The sequence below is a fragment of the Burkholderia sp. WSM2232 genome (genome assembly GCF_000472545.1).
Classification (GTDB): Bacteria; Pseudomonadota; Gammaproteobacteria; order Burkholderiales; family Burkholderiaceae; genus Paraburkholderia.
On the sequence record NZ_KI421432.1, the window covers coordinates 593,983 to 620,008 of the forward strand.

Consider the following 26,026-nt stretch of genomic DNA (forward strand, 5'->3'; position numbering starts at 1 on the left):
CGGTAATTTTTTTCGGTCATCCGTCTTGCCGCTGGTCTGGGGGCAATCTGCAATACGTGACCTGTGAAGCCTTAATCTAGCGGAAGGCAAGCTTAAGAAAAATTCGTATTTTTGTTGCTGATCGTTCGTATAAATCGTAACGTCGACCGGTCGACGGAGAATCACGTGAATTTCAAGCATCTGTATTACTTCTGGGTAGCGGCGCATGCGGGCGGAATCGTCCGGGCCGGTGAGCAATTGCACGTCACGCCGCAAACGCTCAGCGGGCAGATCAAACTGCTCGAGGAAGCGCTAGACAAAAAGCTGTTCAAGAAAAGCGGCCGCACACTCGAGCTCACCGATGCAGGGCGGCTCGCGCTCGACTATGCGGATGAGATCTTTTCACTAGGCTCCGAGCTGGAAAGCGCGGTGCGCCGGGAGAAGGAGGTGGGCACGCAATCGCGGTTTCGCGTCGGCATTGCCGACTCGGTGCCGAAGGCGATTGCCTACCGGCTGCTCGAACCAGCGCTGAGCGCACCCGCGTCGCTTCGCGTGATCTGTCACGAGGGCAAGCTGCACGCGCTGCTCGCGCAGCTTGCCGTGCACCGCCTGGATTTGATCATCGCGGACGCGCCCATCCCGGCCGACGTCAACATCAAGGCGTTCAACCACCGGCTGGGCCGTTCGACGCTAAGTTGCTTCGGCGCGCAGTCGCTGCTGCAGGGCGTTCACAAGCGCTTTCCGCTGTCGCTGGGTCAATTGCCGCTGCTGCTGCCCGGCACCGAGTCGGCGGTGCGGCGCAAATTGGACCACTGGCTTGCATCACGGGCGATTTCACCGCGCATCGTCGGCGAGTTCGACGACAGTGCGATGGCGCTCGCGTTCGGCCGTGAGGGCCGCGGTCTGCTGTTCGCGCCGACGGTGCTGGAGAATCAGCTACAGGCGGAACATAAACTGACGACGGTCGGCCAGATTGGCACCATCGTCGAAGAATTCTTCGCGATTTCGATTGAACGCCGCATCAGTCATCCGGCTGTCGCCACGATCATCGACGCCGCACGCAGCGAGCTGTTCAACGCGTAGGCGGAGGGGTGGTGCTCGTGCTCGTGGCCGGGATTGTGGTCCCGTCGTGGGTTACGTGGTGGTTGTGGTTTGGGTCCAGCCTGGGCGTCAGCAAGTTGGTGACCGGATATGGCTGATCGGACGAGACTCAGTCAGATTGCTGGCCCATTCCCTGTCACCTTGATGCGGAGTTTTGGCCGCGCGCGCAGCGTTGGGCTGGCTGGGTTATGCTCCAGTCCGGTCACCACAGTGGATACACGTCGATTGTCCCCGCCGCGCGCGCTCGCGAACCGAGCGTGCAGGGTCGATAGATGCGGCCGTGGCACTGCCATCGGTCCACAATGAGCGGATCCTGCCTCAGAAACTGGAATTGAAGCTGCCCACGGGAACGCTTTGATGCCCGTGAGCGCTTGGGCAGGACGGCGGTTGCAGGAAGGCCCAGGCAACCGGCGCCGCCTACTCGGCAGCACGGGGTAGCGCTCGCCGCTCGGATTCCACGACGGGCAGACGGAAATCTGGCCGTGCTCTCGCGGATTGGTACCGCCGGGCGTGTTGCGGTGTTGAAAGACGACCCGCCGCCCGTCCCTCGAAAACGCGGGACTCACCGCACAACGGAGGTTAAATCGCATTTCGATCGAAACCGTGGATCGGTCCATCGAAGCGGGTCCGCTCCAGGCGTCGCGCCTACCGGCGAACCCGCGCTGGACGACCCAGTCTATCTGACGCAACTTCGTCGCGATCTCGTTCGTTTCGCCCGCTTGCAATTGCGCGATGCCGCGGCAGCGGAGGACGCCGTGCAGGAAGCGCTGGCCGCCGCCTGGACGCAAGCGCACCGCTTTGCCGGACAGTCCGAACACAAGACGTGGGTATTCGGAATTCTTCGGCACAAACTGGTGGATACGTTGCGCATGCGACAACGGACGGTCAACCTCTCGGCGCTGGAGTCGGAACTGGCAGACGAGGCGTTGCTCGATCGCGAGCTTTTCAAGGACAACGGCCACTGGACCCCACAGACCAAACCGCGGCCGTGGCCAACGCCTGAAACGGCACTGCGTCAACAGCAATTCTGGGCGTTGTTCGAGATGTGTCTGGAACATCTGCCGGAGCATATCGGCCGCGTTTTTATGATGCGCGAGTTTCTCGATCTCGACACAGACGCGATCTGCTCTGAATTGCAGATGACCGCCAATCATTGCAGCGTGCTGATGTATCGCGCCCGGCTGCGCTTGCGCACGTGCCTGAGCGAGAAGGGTTTATCCAGCGAGGATGCCAATGGGGAAGTGTAAGCACATTACCCGCCTGCTGTCCGACGCGCTCGACCGCTCCCTAACGACCGGCGAATGGGTTGCGATCCGGTTGCATTTGCCCACATGCAGCGGCTGCCGCAACTATCGCAAACAGATCCGCCTGCTTCGTGACGCCGCCCAAACCATGAGCGGTATTTCGACGCCCGACAAGGCAAGCAGCGACGATTGAGGTGGCGTTGGGGCCGCCGCGCGAGCAGGACGGATTGCGTTAGCGTTCGTCAGGCGGCGTGTTCCGGTATAGCTCGAAGAAGCTGGCGTGGGAGGCTTCGTCGATTGCGGTCGGGTGTCGCTCGCTTCGGGCGGGGTGTTTGGCCAGTTGCGCACGAGTACGTATCGGCCGATGCTGAAAATTGCCGCCGCAGTTCGGGCAGACGTTGCGCAAAGTAGTCAGTGCGCAGACTTCGCAGAATGTGCACTCGTACGTGCAGATCATTGCGTCGGTGGCGTTTGGCGGCAGGGACTTGCCGCATCCCTCACAGGACGGTCTCAGTTCAAGCATTCGCACTCCACGTTTGGATTTGGCCTGGGCCGCACTCTACGGTGAACAGTTCCCGCCGAGCGAATACCGAGTGTGAGCCGCGCGCAAAGTCGGGAAGCGACACCGGTGTATCAATTACTGCCATTTGATTCTTGCTTGATATTTCGACGTCGCCGCGCGGCGTATCAGACGAACAACGTTGCGACGTTTTCCGGCGGGCGGCCGATCACGGCCCGGTCGTTCCTGACGACAATCGGCCGTTGCAGAAGTATGGGGTGTGCGGCCAATGCTTCGTATAACTGAGCGTCAGACAGCGTCGGGTCGGAGAGGCCCAGTTCCTTGTAGACCGGCTCAGACTCGCGGATCATTTCGCGGACCGGGCGGCCCAATTGCCGGCTGAGGTCCTTCAATTGCGCGGTCGAGAGCGGTTGTTTCAGGTATTCAATGATCTGCGTGGGTTCTTCGTCGCGGTTGTATTGGCTGGTAATAAGTTCGCAGGCTGAGCGCGACTTGGAGCAGCGCGGGTTATGGTAGATCGTGATCATCGTCGATTTAGTGATGGTGGGCTAGAAGGCGTTGATTCGGATTAGGTGACTGAAGGTGGTGGGTGACCAGTGGTGGGATTTTAGCCTGTCGGCTGTGGTGCTAAGTGCGATGCTTGGCCAAGTGGTACGCTGTGGGTTCACGTGGCCGGTTGATATCGGCTGCAGGCGGTGGATGGATTGTCATCGCTACACTCGGTGCGGTCTTCGCGACGAACCTTTTGCTCGGTTGCTTAGATACTCGCTGATCGGCGACCTAGGCGGTTCTATGCAAGGGACGCAGACGATGTGCTTCCTCGTGGCGGGCGCATGGGAGAGACCGGACCGATTTGCCGCCGATGCCGCAGCACTGCTGAGCAACCGGCTGTGAACCTTCACAACGCGCGTATATCGGCGGCCAAGGACAGCCGACGAGTGGTTTATGCGCATAAACCGCCCTTGCACGAACACACAGAGACCTCGAACTGGTCAACGTCGAAAATCCGAAGGACGTACCGAACCGCGGAGGATTTCGCGCGTCGGGTGTTAAACGGTCAGTAGGGCAGACCTAGTCCGTTCACTCTTGAGGCAGTAACAACCCGAGTTGCAGCCACGGGGGCCTCCCGGCTGCCAGCCCGCCTTGCCCCGCACAGCGCGCGTGGACTTTATGCGCATAAACCGCCCGAGTGCTAGCCAACGATCGCTCGTGGGCAGGGACCGCCAAAGTGCGATGCAGGTACGCGCGCAATACAGCCGCCCACTTTCGGTGGCGAATCGATTTGCCGCGTAGCCCAAGACCGCAGCGCTCTTTTCGGCGAGGCATTCGCGGAGCGTTCCGCCCGTATCTCGCCATAGTGCAGTCCGCGCCCTAGTGACCTTCGATATGTGTCGCCGAACACGACGGCAGGCGGGGTGGCGCATCGCGGCTCACGGATCGAGCAACGTGAGCAAGACGTCACAACGTTCCCACATCCAAGTACCACCACGCCCCGCCTGACCGCCTGACCGCCTGACCGCCTGACCGCCTGACCGCCTGCCACATCACCACCTCACCACTACAACGCCTTACCGCTTCTCTCTCAACGGCCCGTCGCTTTATGCGCATAAACCTGGCCGATCGGCTATCTCCATCTCCTTTTTACAGAAACCATTGAAATAAGAAATCATCCAGGTAAAATCCATCTGCGTCTAAAAAGGAGGTGAACATTGGCAGCGGAAATCATCGCGGTAACTCAACAGAAAGGCGGCGTCGGTAAGAGTACGATCGCGATGCATCTCGGGGCGGCCTTTCATGAGAAGGGCAAACGGGTCCTCGTCGTCGACGCAGACGGTCAGAACACACTGATCCACTGGGCCAGCGCATCAGCCGATGGCCACACCGGCATCCCATTTCCCGTTGTCAATCTCTCCGAGGCAGGCAGTCAGATTCACCGTGAGATCAAGAAGTTCGTTTCAGATTACGACATCATCGTCGTAGACTGTCCGCCATCCATCACCGAAAAAGTGTCCGGCGTGGTGCTGCTGGCGGCGAGCGTGGCGGTGATACCCACGTCGTCGTCGCCCGCCGATTACTGGTCCAGCATTGGCCTCGTCAAATTGGTCCAGCAGGCGCAAGTAATGAATGAAGACCTGCGCGCCGTGTTCCTCCTCAACAAGACGGAAGAGAAGCGCATGCTCACGCGCGAGCTGAAGCGGGCGCTGGAGGAGCTTGGATTCCCTCTTCTCAAGACCCAGATTCCCACGCGTGAAGCCTACAAGCAGGCCATGGCGTTGGGTCAAACAGTGCTACAGATGAGCGATCGCGGCGCCAAGCTCGCCGCCATCGAAGTCAGGGCGTGTGCGAACGAGATCGCCGCCTTGCTCCCTTGAGTTTATGCGCATAAAGGACCCTGAATGAAACCCTCCCAATTCGCCAAAGGCTTTCAAGCACGTCCTGATACGACCAGCAGCGAGAAGCGGACGGCGCTGGACCGTCTGAACGCCATTGACGGTCTCGTTAAGAACAACGCCACTTCGTCGCAGGACGGACCGGTGCGCACGCTGGCGTCCGTTATGCCGCAGCCGTTGTCGGTCGGCAATACAGCGGATACCGAAAACGAGTCGGCCGCCTACCGTGCGTGGAGAACCGAACACGGTTACCGCGCGGGCCAAGTCATCGAGCTGCCTTTGAAGGCGATCAAGCCGAGCCCGTTCAATCCGCGGCATTTCTATCTCAAGTCGTCGATTGCCGAACTGGCCGTCAATCTCGCGAAGCAAGGGCAGCAGCAAGCGATCCACGTCATTCCTGACTACGACAACGCCGGCACCTACTTCGTCAGCGACGGCGGCCGTCGCGTGCGCGCCCTGAAGGAAGCCAACCAGGAAGCCGTGAAGGCGATCGTTATCGATCTGCCGATCGGCATGGAGAGCTACAAGCTCGGGTATGACCTCAACGTTCAGCGCGATTCACAGACCGTATTCGACAACGCCGTCGTGTGGAAACGCTTTCTCGAGGATCGTCATTTCCAGAGTCAGAAGGAACTAGCCGAGCATCTCGGACTGGACGAGTCCACGGTGGCGGTCGCTTTGTCGATCGCCAAGCTGCCGGAGGCCGTCATGCAGGAGATGGTTGCCCGGCCTGACCGCTTCGGATCCAACATGGCCTATCAGGTGGGCCGATACCACGCCGCCCGCGGAGCCGACGCAACCTTGCGCCTCATCCACAAAATCGTCTCCGACGACCTCAGCACGCGGCAGGTCGCCGACATCGTGAAGGGGAGAGCCACCGCGCAGGAGAGCACCAAGTCTTCGGGCCGCCAGCGCTATGCACAGCGGCTTGAAATCAAACTGGACGGCGTATCGGTAGGGGATCTGAAGTCGTATGGGGATGACCGGCTCGAGCTGCGCCTGAAGGGCCTGACGCGAGAAAAACGTGACGACATCCTTCGTCAGATCGAAAAGATGTTGAAGTAGCAGATGCAAACCTATCGTGGCGGCGCATGGGCTCAACCTGCTGCTGCCCGCCACCAACCCGAACCAACCGCCAGCCCCACAATCACGCTGCGCGCGATTGGCTCAAGGTAAAGGCGAGTAGATCGCCGTCGGTCGGCTCGCCCCACGTCTTGCGAGCGAGCCAGTCGAAAAATGCCGTCTCGACGATCTTCGAGTCCAGCCCCCGCCGGCGCCAGTCGTCGCGCATGTGAGCGCCGAGTCCGGGCAACTCCTCTTCCTCAAACGACTGCCGCGCGATCTCACGCTCCGACTCACCTTGTTCGTCGTACAGCTCGCGAGCCTCCCGGCGGCGATACGCTGAGTATTCGCCCAACAGACGCGCCTTCAGGTCGTCGGCCGGCGCCGCCACCGCGGCTTTCGCGCCGCCCGCAGACGCCACCGTTTCGACCGGCGGGGCATAGCCCTTCTTGAGCGCGTCCTTGAAGAGCGCAGGCGCACTTCGGACCGGCGGCAGCGACGTGCTGCGCATGCGTTGTTCTGTCATCTGCAACGCGGCACGTATCCGGTTTTCCTCGCTATCCGCATACAGCGTTTGTGCTTCTTTCAGCGGGATGCCGATCTTGACCATCCGGTCTACCAGCGTGCTGTCAAACACGTTTGGATGCTCGTCGAGAGCCAGCATTGGCTGCTTGCGTTCGGTCACGCGAAACTGGATTTCAGCGACACGCCTGCCTTCGCGATGCTCGATCAATTCGACGAAAATGTTCGTCACCGCATTGACTTCGGCGATGGCCGGCCGCAAGTAGTCGCGCTTGAAGTACTTGTACTCGCGTTTCGCTTCGTCGCCGGCCTCGGTGTCGGGTGTGCCCGACAGGATAGGGCGCCACCATTCCCACGATTCGCGCATCGTCAAATGGCTGGGATTGGTGAGGTAGCGCACGCAGATCTCGTACAGCGCAAGGCCCGCGCTGCTGCGCAACTGACTTTGGAATTGCAGGCTCAAACGCGCATACTGGACCGGGTCCAGCAGCTTTTTCTTGATCTTCGGCGCAAACGAGAACTCAACCCAAACGCGGCGAGTAGTCGGATCTTCGAGAATTTCCGCGTCTGCGATCAGCGTCGAGATACCCCATTTGCGGCCAGGCTTCTGGCTGGACGTTCCGGTGCTCCATTCCACCTGAACCGAAACCATGCGGCGCAGGTGTTCTTTCACGAGCGCCGTGTCGTTGGAGTCGAACGCGGAATTGGCGACGATGTCCGAGAGCAGCGCGCGATAGGTGTCGCCCGACTCGTCCGCCTGCTGCGCGACAGCGAGCAACACGTTGAAGAGCTTGCGCGTTAGCAACGTAATTTTGCCGCTCTTGGGCTGAATGGCGATCGCCTCGACGGCCTTGCGCAACTCCGCCGAGCTGGGGCTGACTACATCGGTTTTCTTGGCGCGCTTCGTGGCCATGCGTCTGGTCAAGGAGGGATTTGCCGAGAGCATACCGACTGCGGTGATACGCGTCTATAGCGTGGCTCTCACCATTGGGGGTGATCGCAGTTTGCGCGACGCGGCTCACCTCCAGCGACTCCCGAAAAGTCTCACCTCATCCTTTGACGCGAGATTGCGGCTTTCCTTTAGCGTCGCGGGTTCGAAAAAATCAGGCGGCTTTGGCCATTGCATCAAAGAGGAAAGGCTTATCCTGAACCTTCTCACCTCAAAAAATTTTTGAGTCTCTCGAGCGGCGCGCCTGTAGTCGGCCTTTCCACAGAGCGCGCGCGCACGCTGGCAACGGGGCGCAAAACCTGGCAACCGCAACGGGAATCCGCCGGTACGGTGTCCATTCCCCTCGCTCCAAGACTGAGTCGTTGAACGCTCCTGCCAACGCGTGGCACCAACGCGGCTAGGGGCATCCTGTAAACGCTCACCATTGGCCAAGTTCAACGCACCGAATGACGGGAGTCCCCGAAGTCCGGGCCTCAAAAACGCTTTCGAAAGCCCCCCGAAAACGCTCACCTTTGCCATTCAGCCAGCGTCGACCGTGCCGGCTTCTGCACTTCCCGAAAACCCTCACCTTTGCCATAGAAAGTCCATTTACCATTTATATTCAACGACCTATATCACACGTCCAAGTGCCGAACCGTCATGCGTCTGGCGCCCGGCTTCCCGTAAAGCCTCACCTTTGCACCTCATCGGTCCCAATCGCATTCGACCTTTCCCGACCGCTCCTTCCCGCAAACTCTCACCTTTGCGATCCACATGGCCCCCCAGCGGCAGACGCCGCACCCCGTCCGGAGGGCTTTTGCAGGCCAAGGAGGTGTCGAGCTCCCGCATCTACTCACCATTGCGTCAAAAAAGAGCTCCTGAATCTCCCGAAAAGGCTCACCTTTCCCGGATTGGGTGCCCCGATCCCTGCCGGACATGAGAAAAACAGTGAGGTCCCGAATTGCCTCACCTTTGCCCGGCTGTTGTGCTCTCATCATCGCGGGCGAGGGCGGGGAAAACGCCACTTGTCATCAAACGATTCCCGTAAAAGCTCACCTTGAAGGCTCCGCTGCACAAAATTGAGGCAAAACATGCCGGGAAGCCCCGTAAAGCCTCACCTTGCCTCAGCGTTTTCTCCTGTCTTCGCTCACCTCGCGGTTTTTTGGCCACCCAATATCGATGTAAACCGAGCGTTGCAGCGGTCCCGAATCGCCTCACCTTAGCGCGGAACGGATAGAAAGCCGCCCCCGCGGTGTGCCGGGCGCTTGCCCTCCATCTGCTCCTGCAAAATCTCACCTTTTGCCGCTTCGCCACCAACGCGCGTCTCCCGAACCCGCTCACGATCTGTCCCGGACCTACTCACCGGTGTCCCCGAACCCCATCACTTCAGATTCCCGCAAGACCTCACCAAGCCTCCCGGAAAGCTTCACCTTCCTTCCCGCAAACGCCCGCTGGATAAGGCTTTGCCTTGGCGTTAACGTTTTTAACATGGGTTCAAAGGTGTTTATATTTATTACTCTCAAGCTCGACACCCGCGAGTCCTTCAGACAAACCACTACCCCCAACCTGAAGGCAGAGTTTGCGCATCGTGAAACAGTGCGCGATGAAAGTTACGGTGTCTATTTCCCTTTTTCAACAAGGACTTATGCGCCGTTCTTCGTTTTGTTTCACGGAAAGATCCGCCTCGCCTGTTCGAACAAAGGAAAAAGAGGCCCGCCTTGGGCCCTACCGCGCGCACACGTATTAGCACTGGAAAAATGTAGCGTACGATACGTAAATTGTTATTATTCGTCCAATCCCCGTACATGAGGCCCATATGAGTCTGGACGACGAACGTCAATCCATCCGCAAAGAACTCGACAGGATGCGCAATGCCGGCGCCCGGCGGCAGGAATTGTCCCTGCACGCCTGCAAGCGATTGTTCTTCGATCTGGGAATCCGCCCGTCCATTGCAGCCGTGCGCGATCTCACACAGACCGGCAGCGCCAGTGACATTCCCAAGGACATCGACCACTTCTGGGAACGCATTCGTGACGTTTCGCGCATGAAGGTCGGAGCAGGTGCAATCCCCAAAGCTTTGGAGGAGCGCGCGGGAGAATTGCTGGGCGCACTTTTCCAGGAAGCCGTCGCGCAGGCGCGTGCGCTGTTGGACGAAGAGCGCGAGGAAGTCCGCGCCCAGATCGCCGAGGCCGAGCAACGCGCACGCGACGCAGAAATCCGCCGCGACGCTTCCGACGCAGCCGTCACACGCAGCGAACAACGGGCGGAAAGCGCCTGGGAGCGCGTCCGTGCGCTCGAGGCAGAGTTGTTCAGCATGACCACGCACGGTTCAGTTCACCAGGAAGGGCTTCAGGCCACGGTTCGGCGGCTGGAGCAGGAAAACGAGACCCTGCGCCAGCGCGTCGATCACGAACAGACAAGCAACGCGACGCTGCGCGACCGTATCGACGCCTTGCATCTGGAGTTGCGGCAAAGCACCGAACACTATGCACAGCAGATCAAGGACGCGATCGCGGAGGCAGAGCGCCGGGTCAAACCGATGCTCGTCGAACTCGATTCGTTGCGTAGCATGGCTGCGACCTATCAGTCCGGCGTGCGAGACGCGAGCCGCAAGGAGTTCGAGTTTATCCAGCAACTGGCTGCGGCCAAGGCGCGCGGCGACCGGCTCGACGCCCAGTTGCGCGAAAAGTCGGACGAACTCGAAGCGTTGACCAAAGAACTGGCGACGCTGCGCAGCCAGCAGGGCATCGATCCGGCTATCGGCGGTTTGCTGTATTCGCTCGTGCAGGGCGGCCGGCTGACGAGCGACGAATTGCGGACCATCGGCACCGCGGCGGATGGCCACGTTAGCTTGCCGCTGCGTTGCCCGAAGTGTGCGGAAGGTGAGCCGGAGCTCTCACAGGTGGATCACCGGTTCGAGGTGCAATGTCCGGAATGCGAACACACGTCGGGGCCGGGCGATTCCCGGCTCGAAGCCGTGAGCCGGTTCTTGTCGCGCGGCTCTCTTTCCGCTACGGCCTGAGTGACGGCTCCGATAGACGCGAAAGGTGAGGGAATTCGGGATCCTGACGTGAGGACATTCAGGATTCCGTGGATCCTGGCCTGGTCGTAAAACGCCCGTCCCTGCGAGCTTCTGGGAGACGCGGTGCGGCCGGATCCGGTTCGTCGATGGCAGGCGAATTCTGCTTGTCCATCCACGTCTGCCAGGCGCGATACAGACGATTAGCGGACACCCTTTGGACAAATCCGAGCCATTGCCCGACGAGTTCGGCCTCTACCCCGCTTTCGAACAGATCTGCGGCGAAAGTATTGCGCAAGGTTTGCGGACTCGCGCGCGAGGTGCGCGACGCGGCAATGCCGGCCGCGTCGACCTGCGCATCCACGGCGCGCAGCATCGTGGCTTTGTGCATGGGCCTGCCGGAGGGCGACGCCGCAAAAACGAGATCGCCAGCCAGTTGCATGAGCCGCCGCTCTGCGAGCCACGCGTCCAGAATCGCCGAGGCAAAAGGTGCGAGCCGTGTCCGCCGCACCAGCATCGGATTTGACGAGTCGATCGTCACCCAGGGCGAGCCCGGCGTGGCGCAACTAACCGTGAGCGCGGCGGCTTCGCCCGTCTTCAGTCCGCCGCCGAGAAACACAGCGACCAGCGCACGGTCGCGCCGCTCTTTCCAGCGCTGCGCCCGTGCCAGACCCTGCACCGGCGAAAACAGATGCGCAACGAGCGCGGCCCGCTCGGCGTGATCGAGAAACCCGGTCGGCTCATTGTCGCGTGCGTTGCGCCATGCCGCTTCGCCGTCTTGCGCAATGAAGCGGGCCGGATTGGTGGACGATGCCTCCACTTCGCGCACATGATCGAGCACCCGTTCGATCAGCCGCAGATAGCGCATGCGTTGCGGCTTGCGAACCTCGAGACCGGCGACAAAATTTGCGATGGTAGGCGTATCGACCGTCATGAGGCTTTTTCCTCGGGCGCGCAGCCACTCGAGGAAAAGCCCCCACTGCGCCTGGTAGACCTCGGCTGACGAGCGTCGGAAATGCTGCCGCGCCAGCCACGCGTCGAAGGCAAGTTGCGGATCGCGGCGCCAGTCTTCACGTTGCTGATCGAAAAGATCAGTGGACGGTTGCGGACGCGGCACCGGGTCGGACAGATGAGGAGGCGACATGCGCATTCAATCGGTTAGTTGCGCACATTGTAGACCGACGGGAACCCGGGTTCAGTCGCCCCAGGCTTGCACTCGCCTCGGCGCAGCCTGTTGCGACGCCTCGTGCGACGCCTGTTGCGCCGCGCCGCGAGCCGCCTCCTCATAAGCCGAAACCGCAAACGCGAACACGGCCGGCAGCGCCGTGGACACGCCGAAGTCCACGGTCTCGTCCGTCTCCGGGTAAGGCAGGTCCGACGGACGTTGAAAGAGGCCGAGCATGAGCGCGTCATGCCGGCTGGCGAACCCCAGGTCTGCGAGCGCTTCGGCTTCGATTGCGTGAAGCAGGCGCCAGGTGAGCGGAACCTGCTGCACGATGTAGCGCGCGGCGATGTTGCGCACGATATGTTCCAGATCGCGCGCCGCGGTCTGATAGCGCAGCGCGGCCAGAGCGCGGTCGGTCGGGGCGGTTTTCAGGTCGTTCATTATCGGCTCCAGTCGATAGCCCTATACTGTACAAACATACAGTATCAGGCGCAACCTCGCGCAAGCCCCGATTCCGCGAACGGGTGTCTGGGAGTCTCAGCGACGCCTAGGGTGAGGCCACAACTCAGCCGTGAATCACCACCAGCAAGGCTTTGGCCTCGCCCTTACCCGCGTTGCGAATAGCGTGCGGCTCGTCCGCGACATAACGGGCGGTGTCCGCGGCCTTCAGCCGCTTGGTCGCGCCCGCCGCCTCGATCTCGACCGTGCCCTGCAGCACGGTCAAATGTTCGCGCGTGCCCGGTTCGTGCGCGTTCGACACCAGCGCTCCGCCTGGCTGCAGCGTCAACTCGTACCACTCGAATTTGCCGGCCAGCTCGATCGGCCCCCACACGCGCAACTGATATTTGGCATCGTGGCCGCTCAACGTGGGAATCTCGTGCGGACCCGCGACGGCGATCGCCTCGGGCGTCTTCTGCGGCGCGAACAGCGAATCGAGGCTCACGCCGAGCGCATTGGTGAGCCGCCAAGCCACGGCAATGGTCGGGTTTGCCTTGTCGCGCTCGATTTCCGAAAGCATTGACTTCGACACACCGGCCGCGCGCGACAGATCGTCTAGCGTCATGCGCCGCTCGGCGCGCAAACGCTGGATCTGCTCGCCGACGCGCGGCGGCGCCGCGACCGCCGCAGTCGCGACTACACTTGAAGTGGGTGCCGCGCCAGCGCCCGCGCGGCGAATACCCGAACTTGCCATTTCCAGACCCATCGGTTAGAGTTGTTCGATATATCGGATTTTAGTTCGAAAAAACGAAAATATCCGATAAAACTGACAGCCGACTATAACAGGCCGCACCCTGTTCGCCCACGGCAGTCTCACCTATTCAGGAGCCTGGTTCATGCGTGACAACTTTCTCGCCCATCTGCGCGGCACGCTCGAGCAGATTCGCGCCGACGGCTTTTACAAGAGCGAGCGCGTGATCGCCAGCCCGCAATCGGCCGACATTCGCCTTGCAAACGGCAACGAGGTGCTGAACTTCTGCGCGAACAACTATCTTGGCCTCGCGAACGATGCGCGCCTTATCGAGGCCGCGAAGCAGGGGCTCGACACGGACGGCTTCGGCATGGCGTCGGTGCGTTTTATCTGCGGCACGCAAACGGTCCACAAGCAGCTTGAGCAGGCTCTCGCCGAATTTCTGCAGACCGACGACTGCATTCTCTATTCGAGCTGTTTCGACGCGAATGGCGGCCTCTTTGAAACGCTGCTCGACGAGAACGACGCGATCATCAGCGACGAGTTGAACCACGCGAGCATTATCGACGGCGTGCGGCTTTGCAAGGCGAAGCGCTTTCGCTACAGGAACAACGACCTCGCGGACCTCGAAGCGCGCCTCAAAGAAGCGGATGCGGCCGGCTCCCGTTTCAAGCTGATCGCGACAGACGGCGTGTTTTCCATGGACGGCATCATCGCCGACCTCGCCGGCATCTGCGATCTGGCAGACCGCTATGGCGCGCTGGTCATGGTCGACGATTCGCACGCGGTGGGTTTCGTTGGCGAGCATGGGCGCGGCACACCCGAGCAGTGCGGCGTGCTGTCGCGCGTGGACATCATCACCGGCACGCTCGGCAAGGCGCTCGGGGGCGCCTCGGGCGGCTACGTCGCCGCACGCAAGGAAATCGTGGAATTGCTGCGTCAGCGCTCGCGTCCCTATCTGTTTTCGAACACGCTCACGCCGAGCATCGCGGCGGCGTCGCTGAAAGTGCTCGAATTGCTCGCAAGCGACGAAGGCGCGCAACTGCGGGCACGCGTGCGCGAAAACGGCGCGCACTTTCGCCGCAGGATGAGCGCGCTCGGCTTCACGCTCGTGCCGGGCGAACACCCCATCATTCCGGTGATGCTCGGCGACGCGCAGCTTGCCTCGAAAATGGCCGATGCACTGCTGAACGAAGGCGTCTACGTGATCGGCTTTTCGTTTCCCGTCGTGCCGCGAGGCCTGGCGCGCATCCGCACGCAGATGAGCGCGGCGCACACGACTGAACAGATCGACCGCGCGGTGGATGCATTTGCGCGCGTCGGCCGCGAGCTCGGCGTGATTCGGGCGGAGGGCGCATGAAAGCACTGGCCAAACTCGAACGCGCGCCGGGTCTTACGCTCACCGACGTCAAAGTGCCCGAAGTGGGCCATAACGACGTCATGATCCGCATCACGCGCACCGCGATTTGCGGCACGGACATTCACATCTGGAAGTGGGACGACTGGGCGCAAAAAGCCATTCCGGTGCCGATGCATGTCGGCCATGAGTATGTCGGCGAGATCGTCGAAATGGGTCAGGAGGTGCGCGGTTTTTCGATTGGCGACCGTGTGTCGGGCGAAGGGCATATCACCTGCGGGTTTTGCCGCAACTGCCGCGCGGGACGCCGGCATCTGTGCCGCAATACGGTGGGCGTCGGAGTGAATCGCGAGGGCGCGTTTGCCGAATATCTGGTGATTCCGGCGTTCAACGCGTTCAAGATTCCGCCTGAAATATCCGATGACCTCGCGGCGATCTTCGATCCGTTTGGCAACGCCACGCACACCGCGCTATCGTTCAACCTCGTCGGCGAAGACGTCTTGATTACCGGTGCGGGCCCGATCGGCATCATGGCCGTGGCGATTGCGAAGCATGTCGGCGCGCGCAACGTTGTGATTACCGACATCAACGATTACCGGCTTCAACTCGCGCGCAAGATGGGCGCGACGCGCGCCGTGAATGTGTCGCGTGAATCGTTGCGCGACGTGATGGCGGACCTGCACATGGCCGAAGGTTTCGACGTTGGCCTCGAAATGTCCGGCGTGCCCAGCGCTTTTACCAGCATGCTAGAAGCAATGAACCACGGCGGCAAGATTGCGCTGCTCGGTATTCCACCGGCCCAAACCGCCATAGACTGGACGCAGGTCATTTTCAAAGGCCTCGAAATCAAGGGCATTTACGGCCGCGAGATGTTCGAAACCTGGTACAAGATGGTGGCGATGCTACAAAGCGGACTCGACCTTTCGCCGATTCTCACGCATCACTTCAAGGTCGACGATTATCAGCAGGCGTTCGCGACCATGCTCTCCGGCGAGAGCGGCAAGGTTATTCTCGACTGGACCGCTGCGTAGACTCAGCTTGCTTGTCGAACTGGAACGCCCGCACTGCGCTCAGCCGCCTGCGGGCGTTCTGCCAAATTCGGCTTCGATACGCACATGAATCTCGTCGCCGACCGCCGGATACCACGTCGCAAGACCAAACTTCGCACGGCTGAAACGCCCGTCAGCGGAAAAGCCGAGCGTGTCTTTTTTCGTCAGCGGATCCAGTGCAAAGCCGTTGAACGTGACCGCGAGCGTGACGGGTTGCGTTACCCCGTGAATGGTCAGATTGCCCGTCAACGTGCCGCGAGAGTCGCCGGTGCGTTCGAACTTCGTACTCGTAAAACGGATCTCCGGATACTGCTCCACATCTAGCAGGCTCGCGCTTTTCACCATCTTGTCGAGCAGCGGCACGTTCGTGTCGATACTCGCGGCATCGATCGAAACGGACACGCTGCTGTTCTCGAGGCCGCCTTCTTTCCAGTTCAATTGCCCCTTCTTGCGGTCAAAGCGCATCTGGAAACGCGAATAACTGAAGTGCTCGACGTCGAACGTAATGCTGCAATGATCGGCATCGAGGTTGTAGCGGCCCACCGGCACGCGCGCTTCGTTCTGGCTGACGGAGTGCGTCAGCACTTGCAGCGGTGTGCAGGCCATGGCGGTCAGCAGCGTTGCCGCGAGCAGAGCGCGTACGACGACGGCGCGGGCAGTGAACGCAATCATGTGATGACTTCCGGTTGTTTGCTTGCCACGAAGATAACAGTTGCCGAGCGACTCGCGCAAAAGCCGAGGCAAACCTTAAGCACAATCCGCTGGCACTTGACGAGGTGGAATGATCGTTCTACCCTTCGCGTATGGCTGCAAATACTTCGACTGAAACGACACCAGCGCCGGGTGCCCGCGAGCGTCTGCTCGACGCTGCGGAGGCGTTGATCTACGCGGGCGGCATTCACGCCACCGGCGTGGACGCGATCGTGCGGCAGTCCGGCACCGCGCGCAAAAGCTTCTATACCCATTTCGAATCGAAAGACGCGCTCGTTGCGGCGGCGCTCGAACGGCGCGGCGAACGCTGGATGAACTGGTTTATCGCGGGCACGCAGCAGCGCGGCACGAGCGCGCGCAAACGTCTGCTCGGCATGTTCGACGTATTGCGTGAATGGTTTGCGTCCGAGAACTTTCACGGTTGCGCATTCCTGAATGCCGCCGGCGAGATTGCTTCTGCCGAAGACCCGATCCGCATCGTCGCGCGCCAGCACAAGGAACGTCTGCTTGCCTTCGTGCGGACGCAATTCGACGCGTTCGTCGCCGAAACGCATCTGGACGCGAGGCGCGCCGCGGGTTTGTCGCGGCAGTGGCTGGTGCTGCTCGACGGTGCAATCGCGGTTGCGCTCGTGAGCGGCGAGCCTGATGCGGCGCTCGACGCCCAGGCCGTCGCCCGAACTTTGCTGGACGCTCAATTTGCCGGATTGTCCGGCCAGCGCGATGCACCTGCAGGCAACAAGTCCTCCCGCCCATCTTCAAGCAAGCGCCCGCCCGCGAGGCGGACCACAACGTAACCACCACCTGACCAACCAGCGAGGTATCTCATGGCCGAACAGATCGAAACCCGCCCGCCCCTGCCGCCGTTCACGCGCGAGACTGCCATCCAGAAAGTGCGCGCCGCTGAAGACGGCTGGAACACGCGCGACCCCGAGCGCGTGTCGCTCGCGTACACGGTGGACAGCGTATGGCGCAACCGCGCGGAATTCACGCACGGCCGCGCCGAGATTGTCGGCCTGCTGCGCCGCAAGTGGGCGAAGGAGCTCGACTATCGGTTGATCAAGGAGTTGTGGGCCTTCACCGATAACCGCATCGCCGTGCGCTTTGCCTACGAGTGGCACGACGATTCGAACAACTGGTTTCGCTCGTACGGCAACGAGAACTGGGAGTTCGACGAACACGGCCTGATGGCGCGCCGTCACGCCAGCATCAACGATCTGCCGATTCGCGAAGCCGACCGGCTTTACCACTGGCCGCTCGGCCGTCGTCCCGACGATCATCCAGGCCTGTCCGACCTCGGCTTGTAGGCTTTGCGCTTCTGAAGTGGAGGCGCGCGCGGCGCCTTCACCGCTTTGCCATCGGTCCTCCGTTATGGTTGTGTTGCGCTTGCCGGCACGTCTTGTGCCCGCAAGCCCGAGTGCGTCTTCAACATCGCACGAGTGGCTTGCGGTACAGTGCGCGACGGGCGGCACGCGCCAATACCAACACAGCGTCACGCCGGCGCTCGACCGGCGATGGAGAGGACATGCATCTTCGGCAGATGAGCAGGCTTAACAGCACGAACCTCGGCGGAACGTTTAGCGGATACATTCGCGGCAAGGTCGGCGGTGAGGTCAGCAGCAAAGTCAGCGGCGAGTTCAGCAGCAAAGTCAGCGGCAACCTCAGAAAACACCTCGCCCGCACATTGTTCGCGCTTGCCGCCGGCTTGGCGGGCGCATCCGCCGCGCATGCGGGCACCTGGTGCGAGGGCGGCATTTGGGTGGACGCGATGCTGGGCTCCTATCACATCCGCCCTGATCCCGATAAGCACTTCGAGCAGTTCAATCCGGGCCTGGGCGTCGAGTGCTGGCTGAACAACCAATGGGCATTGACGGCAGGCGGTTTTCGCAATTCGCTGCGCCGGCCGTCGTATTATGGCGGCGGTGTCTGGGCGCCCGAGTTCCTGCATTGGGGCATTGTGCGCATCGCGGCGATGGGCGGCATCATCTCCGGCTACAACTACGGCAACTGGGGGCTCGGTCGCGATCACACCATAGGACCGGTGCTCGCACCGCTCGTCATGGTCGAATACAAACGTGTCGGCGCGAACATTATCGTGATTCCGCCGATTCCGTCCGACGACCTGCCGTTCACCCTCGGCTTTCAGTTGAAGGTCAAGTTCTAGTGATAACGCCAGTGGCGTGGGGAACGGTGACCGCCTGGTCGGCGTTCTCTCGCGTCGAGCGCGCGGGCTCCCGGAAACTCTCACCTTTTCCTGCGCCGGCTTTCTTTTCGCGTCGTCGGTCCTTCGTCGGCTCGATGAAAACACCGCTGGCGAGCGCTCGTCTTTGCTCACGGCTCCAGCCTTAAGTGTCCAACCTCCTGGAACTCCTCACCATCCCGAAATAGCTCACCTTGATAGGCATTGCCTGGTCGCCAAAACAAAAGGTGAGACTTTACGGGAGACAGTATTCTGACTCGCGGCTTTCGTTCAATGCCGCCTCGACCCGCACGGCCACACGCCGTACTTCCCGCCGCCACAGAAGGTTCCGACATCGAGGCGCTGCGAGCACTGTCAGCCGAACAGACGAGTGCGCGCTGGCGATCACTTTCTTCCAATTCGACCCGCGGCCTTGCGGTCGCGCCGATCCCCACCCGGTAAACCCGATCCCCCTCTTTTCAAGGGGGCTGCGCGCAGTTTGTCTGCTGGCAACCTAACGATCAAGTGCTTCAGGCGCAAACACCGACACAACGCCAGGCGCTATGACGAGGAGACCAGGGCGGGCCGATTGGCGCAGACAACAGGCATGCCTGGCAAAGCATGGCCGGCCACAACGGAGGAGGGAGAACCAAGATGTCTCGCAGCACACGAGCAGGAAACAGGGCACCACATCGCGTGACGATTCTTGCAGGGATGATTGCGGCCGTCGTGGGATCGAACGCGCACGGTTTCAAGATCAACACGTCCTCGTCCGACTGGGACCTGAACTGGGACAACACCGTCACGTATAACCTGGGCGTTCGCGCGCGCGGCATCGACCCGATGATCGGCAACAACCCGAACTTCGACGACGGCGACTACAAATTCCGGCATGCCGGCGACGTGGTCACCAATCGCGTCGCGATGGTTTCCGAATTCACGGCCGCCTACAAGGGCTACATGGGTTTCAAACTCTCCGGCTCGGCATGGAAAGACTTCGCCTATGGCAGCGGCGACGTCACCAACCCCGGCGTCTTCGCGCCGGCTGGAGGCGGGTTGCCGGCCGTGACATACCGCTCGCTCGCCGCGTATCCGAACGGTCACTACGGTTCGTTCACGAATCGCTATTACGTTCAGGGCGCCCAACTGCTCGACGGCTTCGCGTTCTACAACACCGAAATCGGCGGCAAAGCGGTCTATCTGAAGGCGGGCCAGTTCACCGAATACTGGGGCAACTCGCTGCTGTTTCCGTTTTCCGGCATTTCGGTCGCACAAGGTGCGCTCGACAGCATCAAAGGTTTGAACTCTCCCGGCACGCAGACCAAGGAACTGCTGCGCCCGCGCCCGCAAATCAGCATGACCGCGCAGATCACGCCGGAGCTCTCGCTGTCGGGACAGTACGCGCTCGGCTGGACGTACAACCGGCTGGCTACGGGCGGCACCTACCTGCAGGCAAACGACGCCATCGCGCAAGGGCCCTCCGGACTTCTCGTGACGACGCTGCCGGGCGCCGTGGTCGGTCATCCCGGCGGCTTTGTGCCGGTGTTCGTGCCGCAGGGTGCTTCGAACACGCCGCCGCAGATCGACAACAACTTCGGCGTGAAGCTCGGCTGGACGCCGAGTTTCTTCACCGGACAGATGGGCTTCTACTATCGCCGCTTCGACGAGTCGCAACCGTGGGTGTTGACCAACTGGTCGCGCGGGCTTCCCACCGACTATCACCTCGCCTACAACCGCGGCGCGCAATTGCTCGGCTATAGCCTCGACACGACCATCGGCAACGTGGCCGCCGGCTTCGAACTGTCCTGGCGGCATAACACGGCGCTCAATACGGCGCTGAGTTCCAACATCGCAAGACAGACGGAAGGCGCCAAAGGCGACGTGCTCAACCTGATTGCGAACGCAATCGTTCCGTTGTCGAGCTCGCCGTTGTGGCAAACGGGCTCGCTGGTCGCGGAACTGTCGTATTCGCATCTGCTGTCGGTGACAGGAAACGCGTCGATCTACAACGGCGTGGGCTACCGCGGATGTCCCAGCAACAACAAGTGGAACGGTTGTTCGACGAAAGACTACGTCGGCGCGGGTTTCGTGTTTACGCCGCAATGGCTGCAGGTATTGCCGGGCGTGGACCTCAGCATGCCCACCTCGATGACAGTGGGTCTGTACGGCAACAACCCGCAGAACCCGGGCTCCTCCGCGGCGGGCCAAGGCTTTTTCACCTACTCGGTCGGCTTGCAGGCGCTGGTTCGCCAGAAGGCCACCGTAACGCTGGCCTACAACGGCTACCACGCACACGTGAACACCCGCTCCGTCACGCCGAGCGGCTTGCCGTACGCGTCCGGCGGCAATGGGCTGTTCGACCTCAATGACCGTCCGTGGATCTCGTTGACTGTTCAATCGTGGTTCTGACGCGGACCTGGTAACGACTGGAGACAAGCACATGAAAACATTGTTTCATCTGATAACGGCAGGCGTCGTGACGCTGAATGCGCTTGGCGCATTTGCCGCCGTCCCGGCCGATGAGGCCAAACAGCTGGGCACCACGCTGACGGCGTTCGGTGCCGAGAAGGCCGGCTCGAGCGACGGCGTGATTCCCGAATATGCGGGCGGTCTGACAAAGCCGCCTGCCGATTTCGTGCCGAACAGCGGCGTGTGGCCAGACCCGTTCAAGAACGAGAAGCCCGTGCTTCGCATTACGGCGGCCAACATGGCGCAATACGCGGACAAACTGACGCCCGGCGTGCAGGCGCTGTTGCAGCGCTTCCCCGACTATCGGGTCGACGTTTATCCGACCCATCGAACCATGCATTACCCGCAGTGGGTGCTCGACAATACGCAGAAGAACGCGACCCAGGCGAAGCTCACCGGCAAAGTGGAAGGCGATGGTGTAGAGGGCGCATTCGGCGGCATTCCATTCCCCATGCCGAAGAACGGATATGAGGTCATGTGGAACGCGCAGTTGAGCTATCAGCGTACGCAGTACGACGCGCAAAACGTCGGCGCATATCTCGTCGACACGTCTGGCGCGCGCACCGAGCTGCCCGTCATGAATGTGATTGAGTACAAGCCGTACTACGACCGCAGCCGCGCTGGCGACAAGTTCAAGGGACCGCACGACCGCATGTGGCTGACGTTGCTCACGCCCGCCACGTCCGCTGGTACGTCGAACCTGGTCGACTATTCGATCAACTACTCGGAAGCCGACCAGGTGAGCTGGGCGTACTTCCCGTCGCAGCGCCGCGTGCGCATGGCGCCCGACTTCAAGTACGACACGCCGACAGCCGCCTACGGTGGCGTGCTGTTCTGGGACGAGGCGAGGTTGTTCGCCGGCCGCATGGACAAATTCGACTTCAAGCTGATCGGCAAGAAGGAGATGATTGTCCCGTACAACAACTACCGCTACTCGCAGCTTCCCGTCGACGAAGTGTTCGGGCCGAAGCACATCAAGCCCGATGCGTTGCGCTGGGAGCAGCATCGCGTGTGGGTGGTGGAGGCAAGCCTGAAGCCGGACGCACGCCATGCGTATTCGAAGCGCGTGTTCTACGTGGATGAAGACGGCTGGACCCTCCTGGAAGCAGACGGCTACGGTCACGACGGCAAGTTGTGGCGCGTGGGCCTCGACTATCCGATCAACTATTACGACGGCAATGGCGGCGTCTTCATTAGCGCGAACACGTTCTACGACCTGCAAAAAGGCAACTACTTCTCGTTCTTCACCAGCAGTTCGCGCGGCAGCCCACAGCTTCGTGTAGCGGACAAACTCGAGAAGCCGAATCTCTTCACGCCAGCAGGCATGGCGGGAACCGGACTTCGCTGATGCATGCCGGTCTGCCGCACGGCAGATCGTAGAGGTACGAGCCGGCGGGCGAACAGCTGGGCAACGCCCGTCGGATGTGCGGAACAGGTTCTGAATCACCGAGGGCGGCACATGTTTCAGCAAAAGTATCCGGGCCTCGCTTGCGGGCGGGTCTTTGCGGCAGCGCTGCTTGCCACGCTGTTGGCCGCACTGTTGGCGACGGTGTTGCCCACACTGACGGCAGCGGCACCAGCATTGGCCGGTGCACAGACGGGCGTCGGCGCGGCGGCGCCGCATGCCGCGCCGAGCGATCCGTTCGTCGATCCGTTGGATGCCGAGGCGGTGATGCACGCCGACATCGCGAAGCGGCCATTAATGGCCGTCGCGCTCGCCGGGCACCGCCTGATTGCGGTCGGCATGCGCGGCCTGATCGTCGGCTCGAGCGACGGCGGCAAGACGTGGTCGCAAGCGCAGGCCACCGTTAGAAGCGACTTGCTGGCGCTGAGTTTTCCGGACGCCGAGCACGGCTGGATCACCGGTCATGACGGCGTGATCCTGCATTCGGCGGACGGCGGCCGCACATGGAACAAGCAGTTCGACGGACGCGTGGCACAGCAGGCGTTGATCGACCACTACAAAACGCTCATCGCCGCGGGCGATGCCGCGCTAAAGCCGTATCTCGACCAGCTATTGCTCAACTACAAGGCCGGCCCTTCGCTGCCGCTACTCGGCGTGTGGTTCAAAGACGCGCTGCACGGCATCGCAGTCGGACCGTTCGGCATGGCCATTGCCACGGACGACGGCGGCAAGCACTGGGCCCCCATGCTGGAGCGCATTGAGAATCCTGGCTTCCTGCATCTGCAATCGATCAGTGAAGTAGCGGGCGATGTTTTCATCGCGGCCGAAAAGGGAACCATCTTCAAGCTCGATCGCGGCACCGGCATTTTCCGCCCGGTCGAAACGGGCTACGCGGGCAGTCTCTTCGGCGTGACCGGCAAGGGCGACGTACTGATCGCGTACGGACTGAAAGGCACGGTCTATCGGAGTCTCGACCACGGCGCGAGCTGGACCCGCGTCGACAGTCCGTTGCACGGCCTCGTTACCGCTGCGGCTTACGTTGCGCACAAGAGGGCGTTCGTGCTGGTAACGGCGGCCGGAGAAATCGCGCTCGCCGACGAAACTGCGCACGAGTTTCATGTCCTTAAAACCACCCGGCCGGTCGCCGTCACGGGCGTGCAGCCGCGCTCCGCGCACGAGATCGTGCTCTGCGGACTGGACGGCGTGCATGCCGTCGCGCTTCCGTAAATTCGTTCGCATCGGGAAGATCAACATGGGAATTTCATCGGACGGCGAACGCGTCAACGCCATGCCTGTCATCCGCAATCTTGCGGAGTTCGACGCGGCCTCCGGCTCGCGGCTTGAACGGCTCATTTTCAATCACCGGCGCTGGATCGTGGCTGTGTGCGCGCTGCTCACCGTCGTGCTCGGATTGCTGGCCACGCAATCCACCATCAGCGCAAGTTATGAAAGGATGATGCCCAAGTCCAGTCCTTTCATTCGCAACTATCTGGCGAACATGGGTTCTCTTCGGGGCCTCGGCAATTCGGTGCGCGTCGTCGTCGAAAATCCGAAGGGCACTATCTACGACGCCGCCTACCTGAAGACGCTGCGCGAGATTAACGACCGTATTTACCTGATTCCGGGCGTCGACCGCTCGTTCGTCAAATCGCTGTGGATGCCCGTGGTCCGCTGGACGGAAGTGACCGAAGAGGGTTTTCGCGGCGGCCCCGTGATGCCGGACAACTACGATGGGTCCGCGGCGAGCATGGCCCAGTTGCGCACGAACGTGGCGCGCTCGGGCATCGTCGGTGCGCTTGTCGGCAACGACCTGCGTTCCAGCATGATCTTCGTGCCGCTGCTCGACCGTTACGCGGACACAGGCCGGCCCGTGGATGCGCGCGCCGTCCACGACGAAATCGACAAAATCCGCCGGCAGTATTCCGGCGAGGATGTGCGCATGCACGTGATCGGCTTCGCGCAACTGGTCGGCGATCTGATTCACGGGCTGATGCAGGTGGCCGTGTACTTTGCGATTGCCGCAGTAATTGCGGCCGCCGTGATCTTTGCCTACACCCGCTGCATGCGCAGTACGGCGCTTGTCATCTACTGTTCGCTGACGGCCGTATTGTGGCAACTCGGTATCGTGCATGTGCTGGGCGTGGATCTCGACCCGTATTCGATCCTCGTCCCGTTTCTGATCTTCGCGATCGGCGTGTCGCACGGCGCGCAGAAAATGAACGGCATCATGCAGGACATCGCGCGCGGAACGGACCGCTATGTGGCCGCGCGATACACGTTCAGACGGCTGTTTGTCGCGGGGCTGACTGCCCTTCTCGCCGATGCCGTCGGCTTTGCAGTGCTCATGCTGATCGACATTCCCGTGATTCGCGGGCTCGCGCTCTCGGCGAGCGTCGGAGTCGCCGTACTCATTTTCACGAACCTTGTCTTCCTGCCGGTGCTGCTCTCCTACACCGGCGTCAACGCAAAGGCGGCCGCGCGCAGCGTGCGTCCGAGCGACCATCATCCGTTCATCCGGCTGCTCACGCCGTTCACGCGGCGCGGCCCGGCCACCGCGGCGGTCGTGTGCGCGGCGGTGCTGACCGCGGGCGGTCTGGTTATCGGGCAGCATCTGAAGATCGGCGACCTGGACCCCGGCGCCCCTGAACTGCGCCCCGATTCTGTCTACAACCGCGACACCGCCTACATCACCGGGCACTACAGCCTGTCGACCGACCAGTTCGCCGTGATCACCCGAACGCCGCCTGGCCAGATCAACGACTTCAGGACGCTGGTGGAAATGGACAACCTCGAACAGGAACTGCGCGACCTGCCGGGCGTTCAGACAACCCTGTCCATCAGCGGCCTGAGCCGTCGCAATACGGCGGCGGGATTCGAGGGAGACCCGCGCTGGATGACGCTCAGCCGCGATCCCATCGTGTCGACGGATGCTGTCAATAACGCCTATGTAGCCAACCCGGAACTGGTCGACGATACGCGCTCGGTCGCCCCCGTTGTGGCCTACCTCGCGGACCATCGGGCGGAGACGCTTGAACGCGTGGTGAAAGCGGTCGAGTCTTTCGCAGCGCGGCATGACGGGGCGGAGCGGAAATTCCTGCTCGCGGCGGGCAGCGCGGGGATCGAGGCCGCGACCAATATCGCGGTCGAGAAGGCGAACCGTTCGATGCTGCTGCTCGTCTATGCGGCCGTGATCGTGCTGTGCTTCATTACGTTTCGTAGCTGGCGTGCGGTCGTGGTCGCCGTCGTGCCGCTCGTGATCACGTCGATATTGTGCGAGGCGCTGATGGTTGTGCTCGGCATCGGCGTAAAAGTCGCAACGCTGCCGGTTACGGCGCTCGGCGTGGGCATTGGCGTCGACTATGCGCTATACCTGCTGAGTGTGCAGTTGTCGTTGCAGCGGCGCGGGCGCTCGCTCGACGACGCGTATCGCGAGGCCCTGAACTTTACCGGAAAGGTGATTGCGCTCATTGGCGTGACGCTCGCGTCGGCGGTTCTGACGTGGATATGGTCGCCCATCAAGTTTCAGGCGGACATGGGCATTCTTCTCACGTTCATGTTCGTCTGGAATATGATCGGCGCGCTCGTGCTGATTCCGGCGTTGTCCCACTTTTTCCTTTGCCCGGCAAAAGCGGCAGCGAAGAAAAAGGCGCTCGCGGACGCTCGCATGGCGCAGAAGCCGCAGTGAAAAGGTGCAGGCGCTTGCGGCAGGAGCGGAAAGATGCGAGTCGAAACATGTACCG

At 61.6% G+C, this 26,026-nt stretch carries 21 protein-coding genes and 2 pseudogenes; 16 read left to right on the plus strand and 7 right to left on the minus strand.

Annotated elements, in window-relative coordinates; genetic code table 11:
* The first annotated feature begins 165 nt into the window (after positions 1-165).
* The 3 genes from nhaR (at position 166) to F757_RS0132525 (ending at position 2,517) form a co-directional block, all read left to right on the plus strand.
* Complete coding sequence (gene nhaR / locus F757_RS0132515) at positions 166-1,062, plus strand: transcriptional activator NhaR (protein ID WP_027215001.1); 897 nt, start codon at positions 166-168, stop codon at positions 1,060-1,062.
* Positions 1,063-1,742: 680 nt separating this feature from the next.
* Positions 1,743-2,327, plus strand: coding sequence for an RNA polymerase factor sigma-70 (locus F757_RS0132520; RefSeq protein ID WP_027215002.1), 585 nt, complete (start codon positions 1,743-1,745; stop codon positions 2,325-2,327).
* Positions 2,314-2,517, plus strand: coding sequence for a zf-HC2 domain-containing protein (locus F757_RS0132525; protein ID WP_027215003.1), 204 nt, complete (start codon positions 2,314-2,316; stop codon positions 2,515-2,517). The genes F757_RS0132520 and F757_RS0132525 overlap by 14 nt, the downstream gene beginning before the upstream one ends.
* A 39-nt stretch (positions 2,518-2,556) precedes the next feature.
* Here F757_RS0132525 and F757_RS35600 read toward each other — a convergent pair whose 3' ends face one another.
* Together F757_RS35600 and arsC are read right to left on the minus strand one after the other, a co-directional pair.
* Positions 2,557-2,847 carry a DUF1272 domain-containing protein gene (locus F757_RS35600; RefSeq protein WP_084531121.1) on the minus strand — a complete coding sequence of 97 codons (291 nt, stop codon included), beginning with the start codon at positions 2,845-2,847 and terminating at the stop codon, positions 2,557-2,559.
* A 164-nt stretch (positions 2,848-3,011) separates the two neighbouring features.
* The gene (gene arsC / locus F757_RS0132535) at positions 3,012-3,371 is read right to left on the minus strand and encodes an arsenate reductase (glutaredoxin) (RefSeq protein WP_027215005.1); all 360 of its coding nucleotides are present in this window, start codon (positions 3,369-3,371) and stop codon (positions 3,012-3,014) included.
* 1,182 nt (positions 3,372-4,553) lie between these two features.
* On the opposite strand from arsC, the gene parA reads away from it, so the two are divergent.
* The 3 genes and pseudogenes from parA to F757_RS0132545 form a co-directional block, all read left to right on the plus strand.
* Positions 4,554-5,216 (plus strand): ParA family partition ATPase, encoded by a 663-nt coding sequence (gene parA, locus F757_RS0132540; protein ID WP_027215006.1) that lies wholly within the window; start codon positions 4,554-4,556, stop codon positions 5,214-5,216.
* A 24-nt stretch (positions 5,217-5,240) separates the two neighbouring features.
* Positions 5,241-5,358 (plus strand): annotated as a pseudogene (locus F757_RS37115) (ParB/RepB/Spo0J family partition protein); the annotation flags it as partial.
* A 65-nt stretch (positions 5,359-5,423) separates the two neighbouring features.
* Positions 5,424-6,299 (plus strand): annotated as a pseudogene (locus F757_RS0132545) (ParB/RepB/Spo0J family partition protein); the annotation flags it as partial.
* An 82-nt stretch (positions 6,300-6,381) separates the two neighbouring features.
* Here F757_RS0132545 and F757_RS0132550 read toward each other — a convergent pair.
* On the minus strand, positions 6,382-7,731 hold the full coding sequence (locus tag F757_RS0132550; protein ID WP_027215008.1) for a replication initiation protein: 1,350 nt from the start codon (positions 7,729-7,731) through the stop codon (positions 6,382-6,384).
* Between the two features lie 1,831 nt (positions 7,732-9,562).
* Between F757_RS0132550 and F757_RS0132560 the strand changes: the two genes are divergently transcribed.
* Entirely contained in the window at positions 9,563-10,768 is a 1,206-nt protein-coding gene (locus F757_RS0132560) for a DNA-binding protein (RefSeq protein ID WP_027215010.1), read from the plus strand.
* A gap of 58 nt (positions 10,769-10,826) precedes the next feature.
* On the opposite strand, the gene F757_RS0132565 is transcribed toward F757_RS0132560, so the two are convergent.
* The 3 genes from F757_RS0132565 to F757_RS0132575 all read right to left on the minus strand — a co-directional run bounded on the left by F757_RS0132565 (position 10,827) and on the right by F757_RS0132575 (position 13,134).
* Positions 10,827-11,909, minus strand: coding sequence for a tyrosine-type recombinase/integrase (locus F757_RS0132565; protein ID WP_027215011.1), 1,083 nt, complete (start codon positions 11,907-11,909; stop codon positions 10,827-10,829).
* 51 nt (positions 11,910-11,960) lie between these two features.
* Positions 11,961-12,371 (minus strand): DUF2471 family protein, encoded by a 411-nt coding sequence (locus F757_RS0132570; RefSeq protein WP_027215012.1) that lies wholly within the window; start codon positions 12,369-12,371, stop codon positions 11,961-11,963.
* Positions 12,372-12,495: 124 nt separating this feature from the next.
* On the minus strand, positions 12,496-13,134 hold the full coding sequence (locus tag F757_RS0132575) for a helix-turn-helix domain-containing protein (RefSeq protein WP_027215013.1): 639 nt from the start codon (positions 13,132-13,134) through the stop codon (positions 12,496-12,498).
* 130 nt (positions 13,135-13,264) lie between these two features.
* On the opposite strand from F757_RS0132575, the gene F757_RS0132580 reads away from it, so the two are divergent.
* Together F757_RS0132580 and tdh are read left to right on the plus strand one after the other, a co-directional pair.
* A complete protein-coding gene (locus F757_RS0132580; RefSeq protein WP_027215014.1) occupies positions 13,265-14,479 on the plus strand; it encodes a glycine C-acetyltransferase in 1,215 nt (404 codons plus the stop codon).
* Complete coding sequence (tdh, locus tag F757_RS0132585; protein WP_027215015.1) at positions 14,476-15,507, plus strand: L-threonine 3-dehydrogenase; 1,032 nt, start codon at positions 14,476-14,478, stop codon at positions 15,505-15,507. Before F757_RS0132580 ends, tdh begins: the two co-directional genes overlap by 4 nt.
* A gap of 39 nt (positions 15,508-15,546) precedes the next feature.
* Here the strand turns inward: tdh and F757_RS0132590 are convergent, their stop codons facing one another.
* Entirely contained in the window at positions 15,547-16,197 is a 651-nt protein-coding gene (locus F757_RS0132590; RefSeq protein WP_027215016.1) for a YceI family protein, read from the minus strand.
* Between the two features lie 131 nt (positions 16,198-16,328).
* Between F757_RS0132590 and F757_RS0132595 the strand changes: the two genes are divergently transcribed.
* From F757_RS0132595 to F757_RS0132625, 7 genes are all read left to right on the plus strand, one after another.
* A complete protein-coding gene (locus F757_RS0132595; protein ID WP_027215017.1) occupies positions 16,329-17,030 on the plus strand; it encodes a TetR/AcrR family transcriptional regulator in 702 nt (233 codons plus the stop codon).
* A 30-nt stretch (positions 17,031-17,060) separates the two neighbouring features.
* On the plus strand, positions 17,061-17,540 hold the full coding sequence (locus tag F757_RS0132600; protein WP_027215018.1) for a nuclear transport factor 2 family protein: 480 nt from the start codon (positions 17,061-17,063) through the stop codon (positions 17,538-17,540).
* Between the two features lie 218 nt (positions 17,541-17,758).
* Positions 17,759-18,397: a hypothetical protein gene (locus F757_RS0132605; protein ID WP_027215019.1), complete on the plus strand. Its 639-nt coding sequence runs from the start codon at positions 17,759-17,761 to the stop codon at positions 18,395-18,397.
* A 711-nt stretch (positions 18,398-19,108) separates the two neighbouring features.
* Complete coding sequence (locus F757_RS0132610) at positions 19,109-20,821, plus strand: DUF1302 domain-containing protein (protein ID WP_198021456.1); 1,713 nt, start codon at positions 19,109-19,111, stop codon at positions 20,819-20,821.
* 31 nt (positions 20,822-20,852) lie between these two features.
* The gene (locus tag F757_RS0132615; protein WP_027215021.1) at positions 20,853-22,229 is read left to right on the plus strand and encodes a DUF1329 domain-containing protein; all 1,377 of its coding nucleotides are present in this window, start codon (positions 20,853-20,855) and stop codon (positions 22,227-22,229) included.
* Between the two features lie 111 nt (positions 22,230-22,340).
* Positions 22,341-23,513, plus strand: a complete 1,173-nt coding sequence (locus tag F757_RS0132620; protein ID WP_051376915.1) for a WD40/YVTN/BNR-like repeat-containing protein — start codon at positions 22,341-22,343, stop codon at positions 23,511-23,513.
* Positions 23,514-23,538: 25 nt separating this feature from the next.
* On the plus strand, positions 23,539-25,971 hold the full coding sequence (locus F757_RS0132625; RefSeq protein WP_027215023.1) for an efflux RND transporter permease subunit: 2,433 nt from the start codon (positions 23,539-23,541) through the stop codon (positions 25,969-25,971).
* The last annotated feature ends 55 nt before the right edge of the window (positions 25,972-26,026 follow it).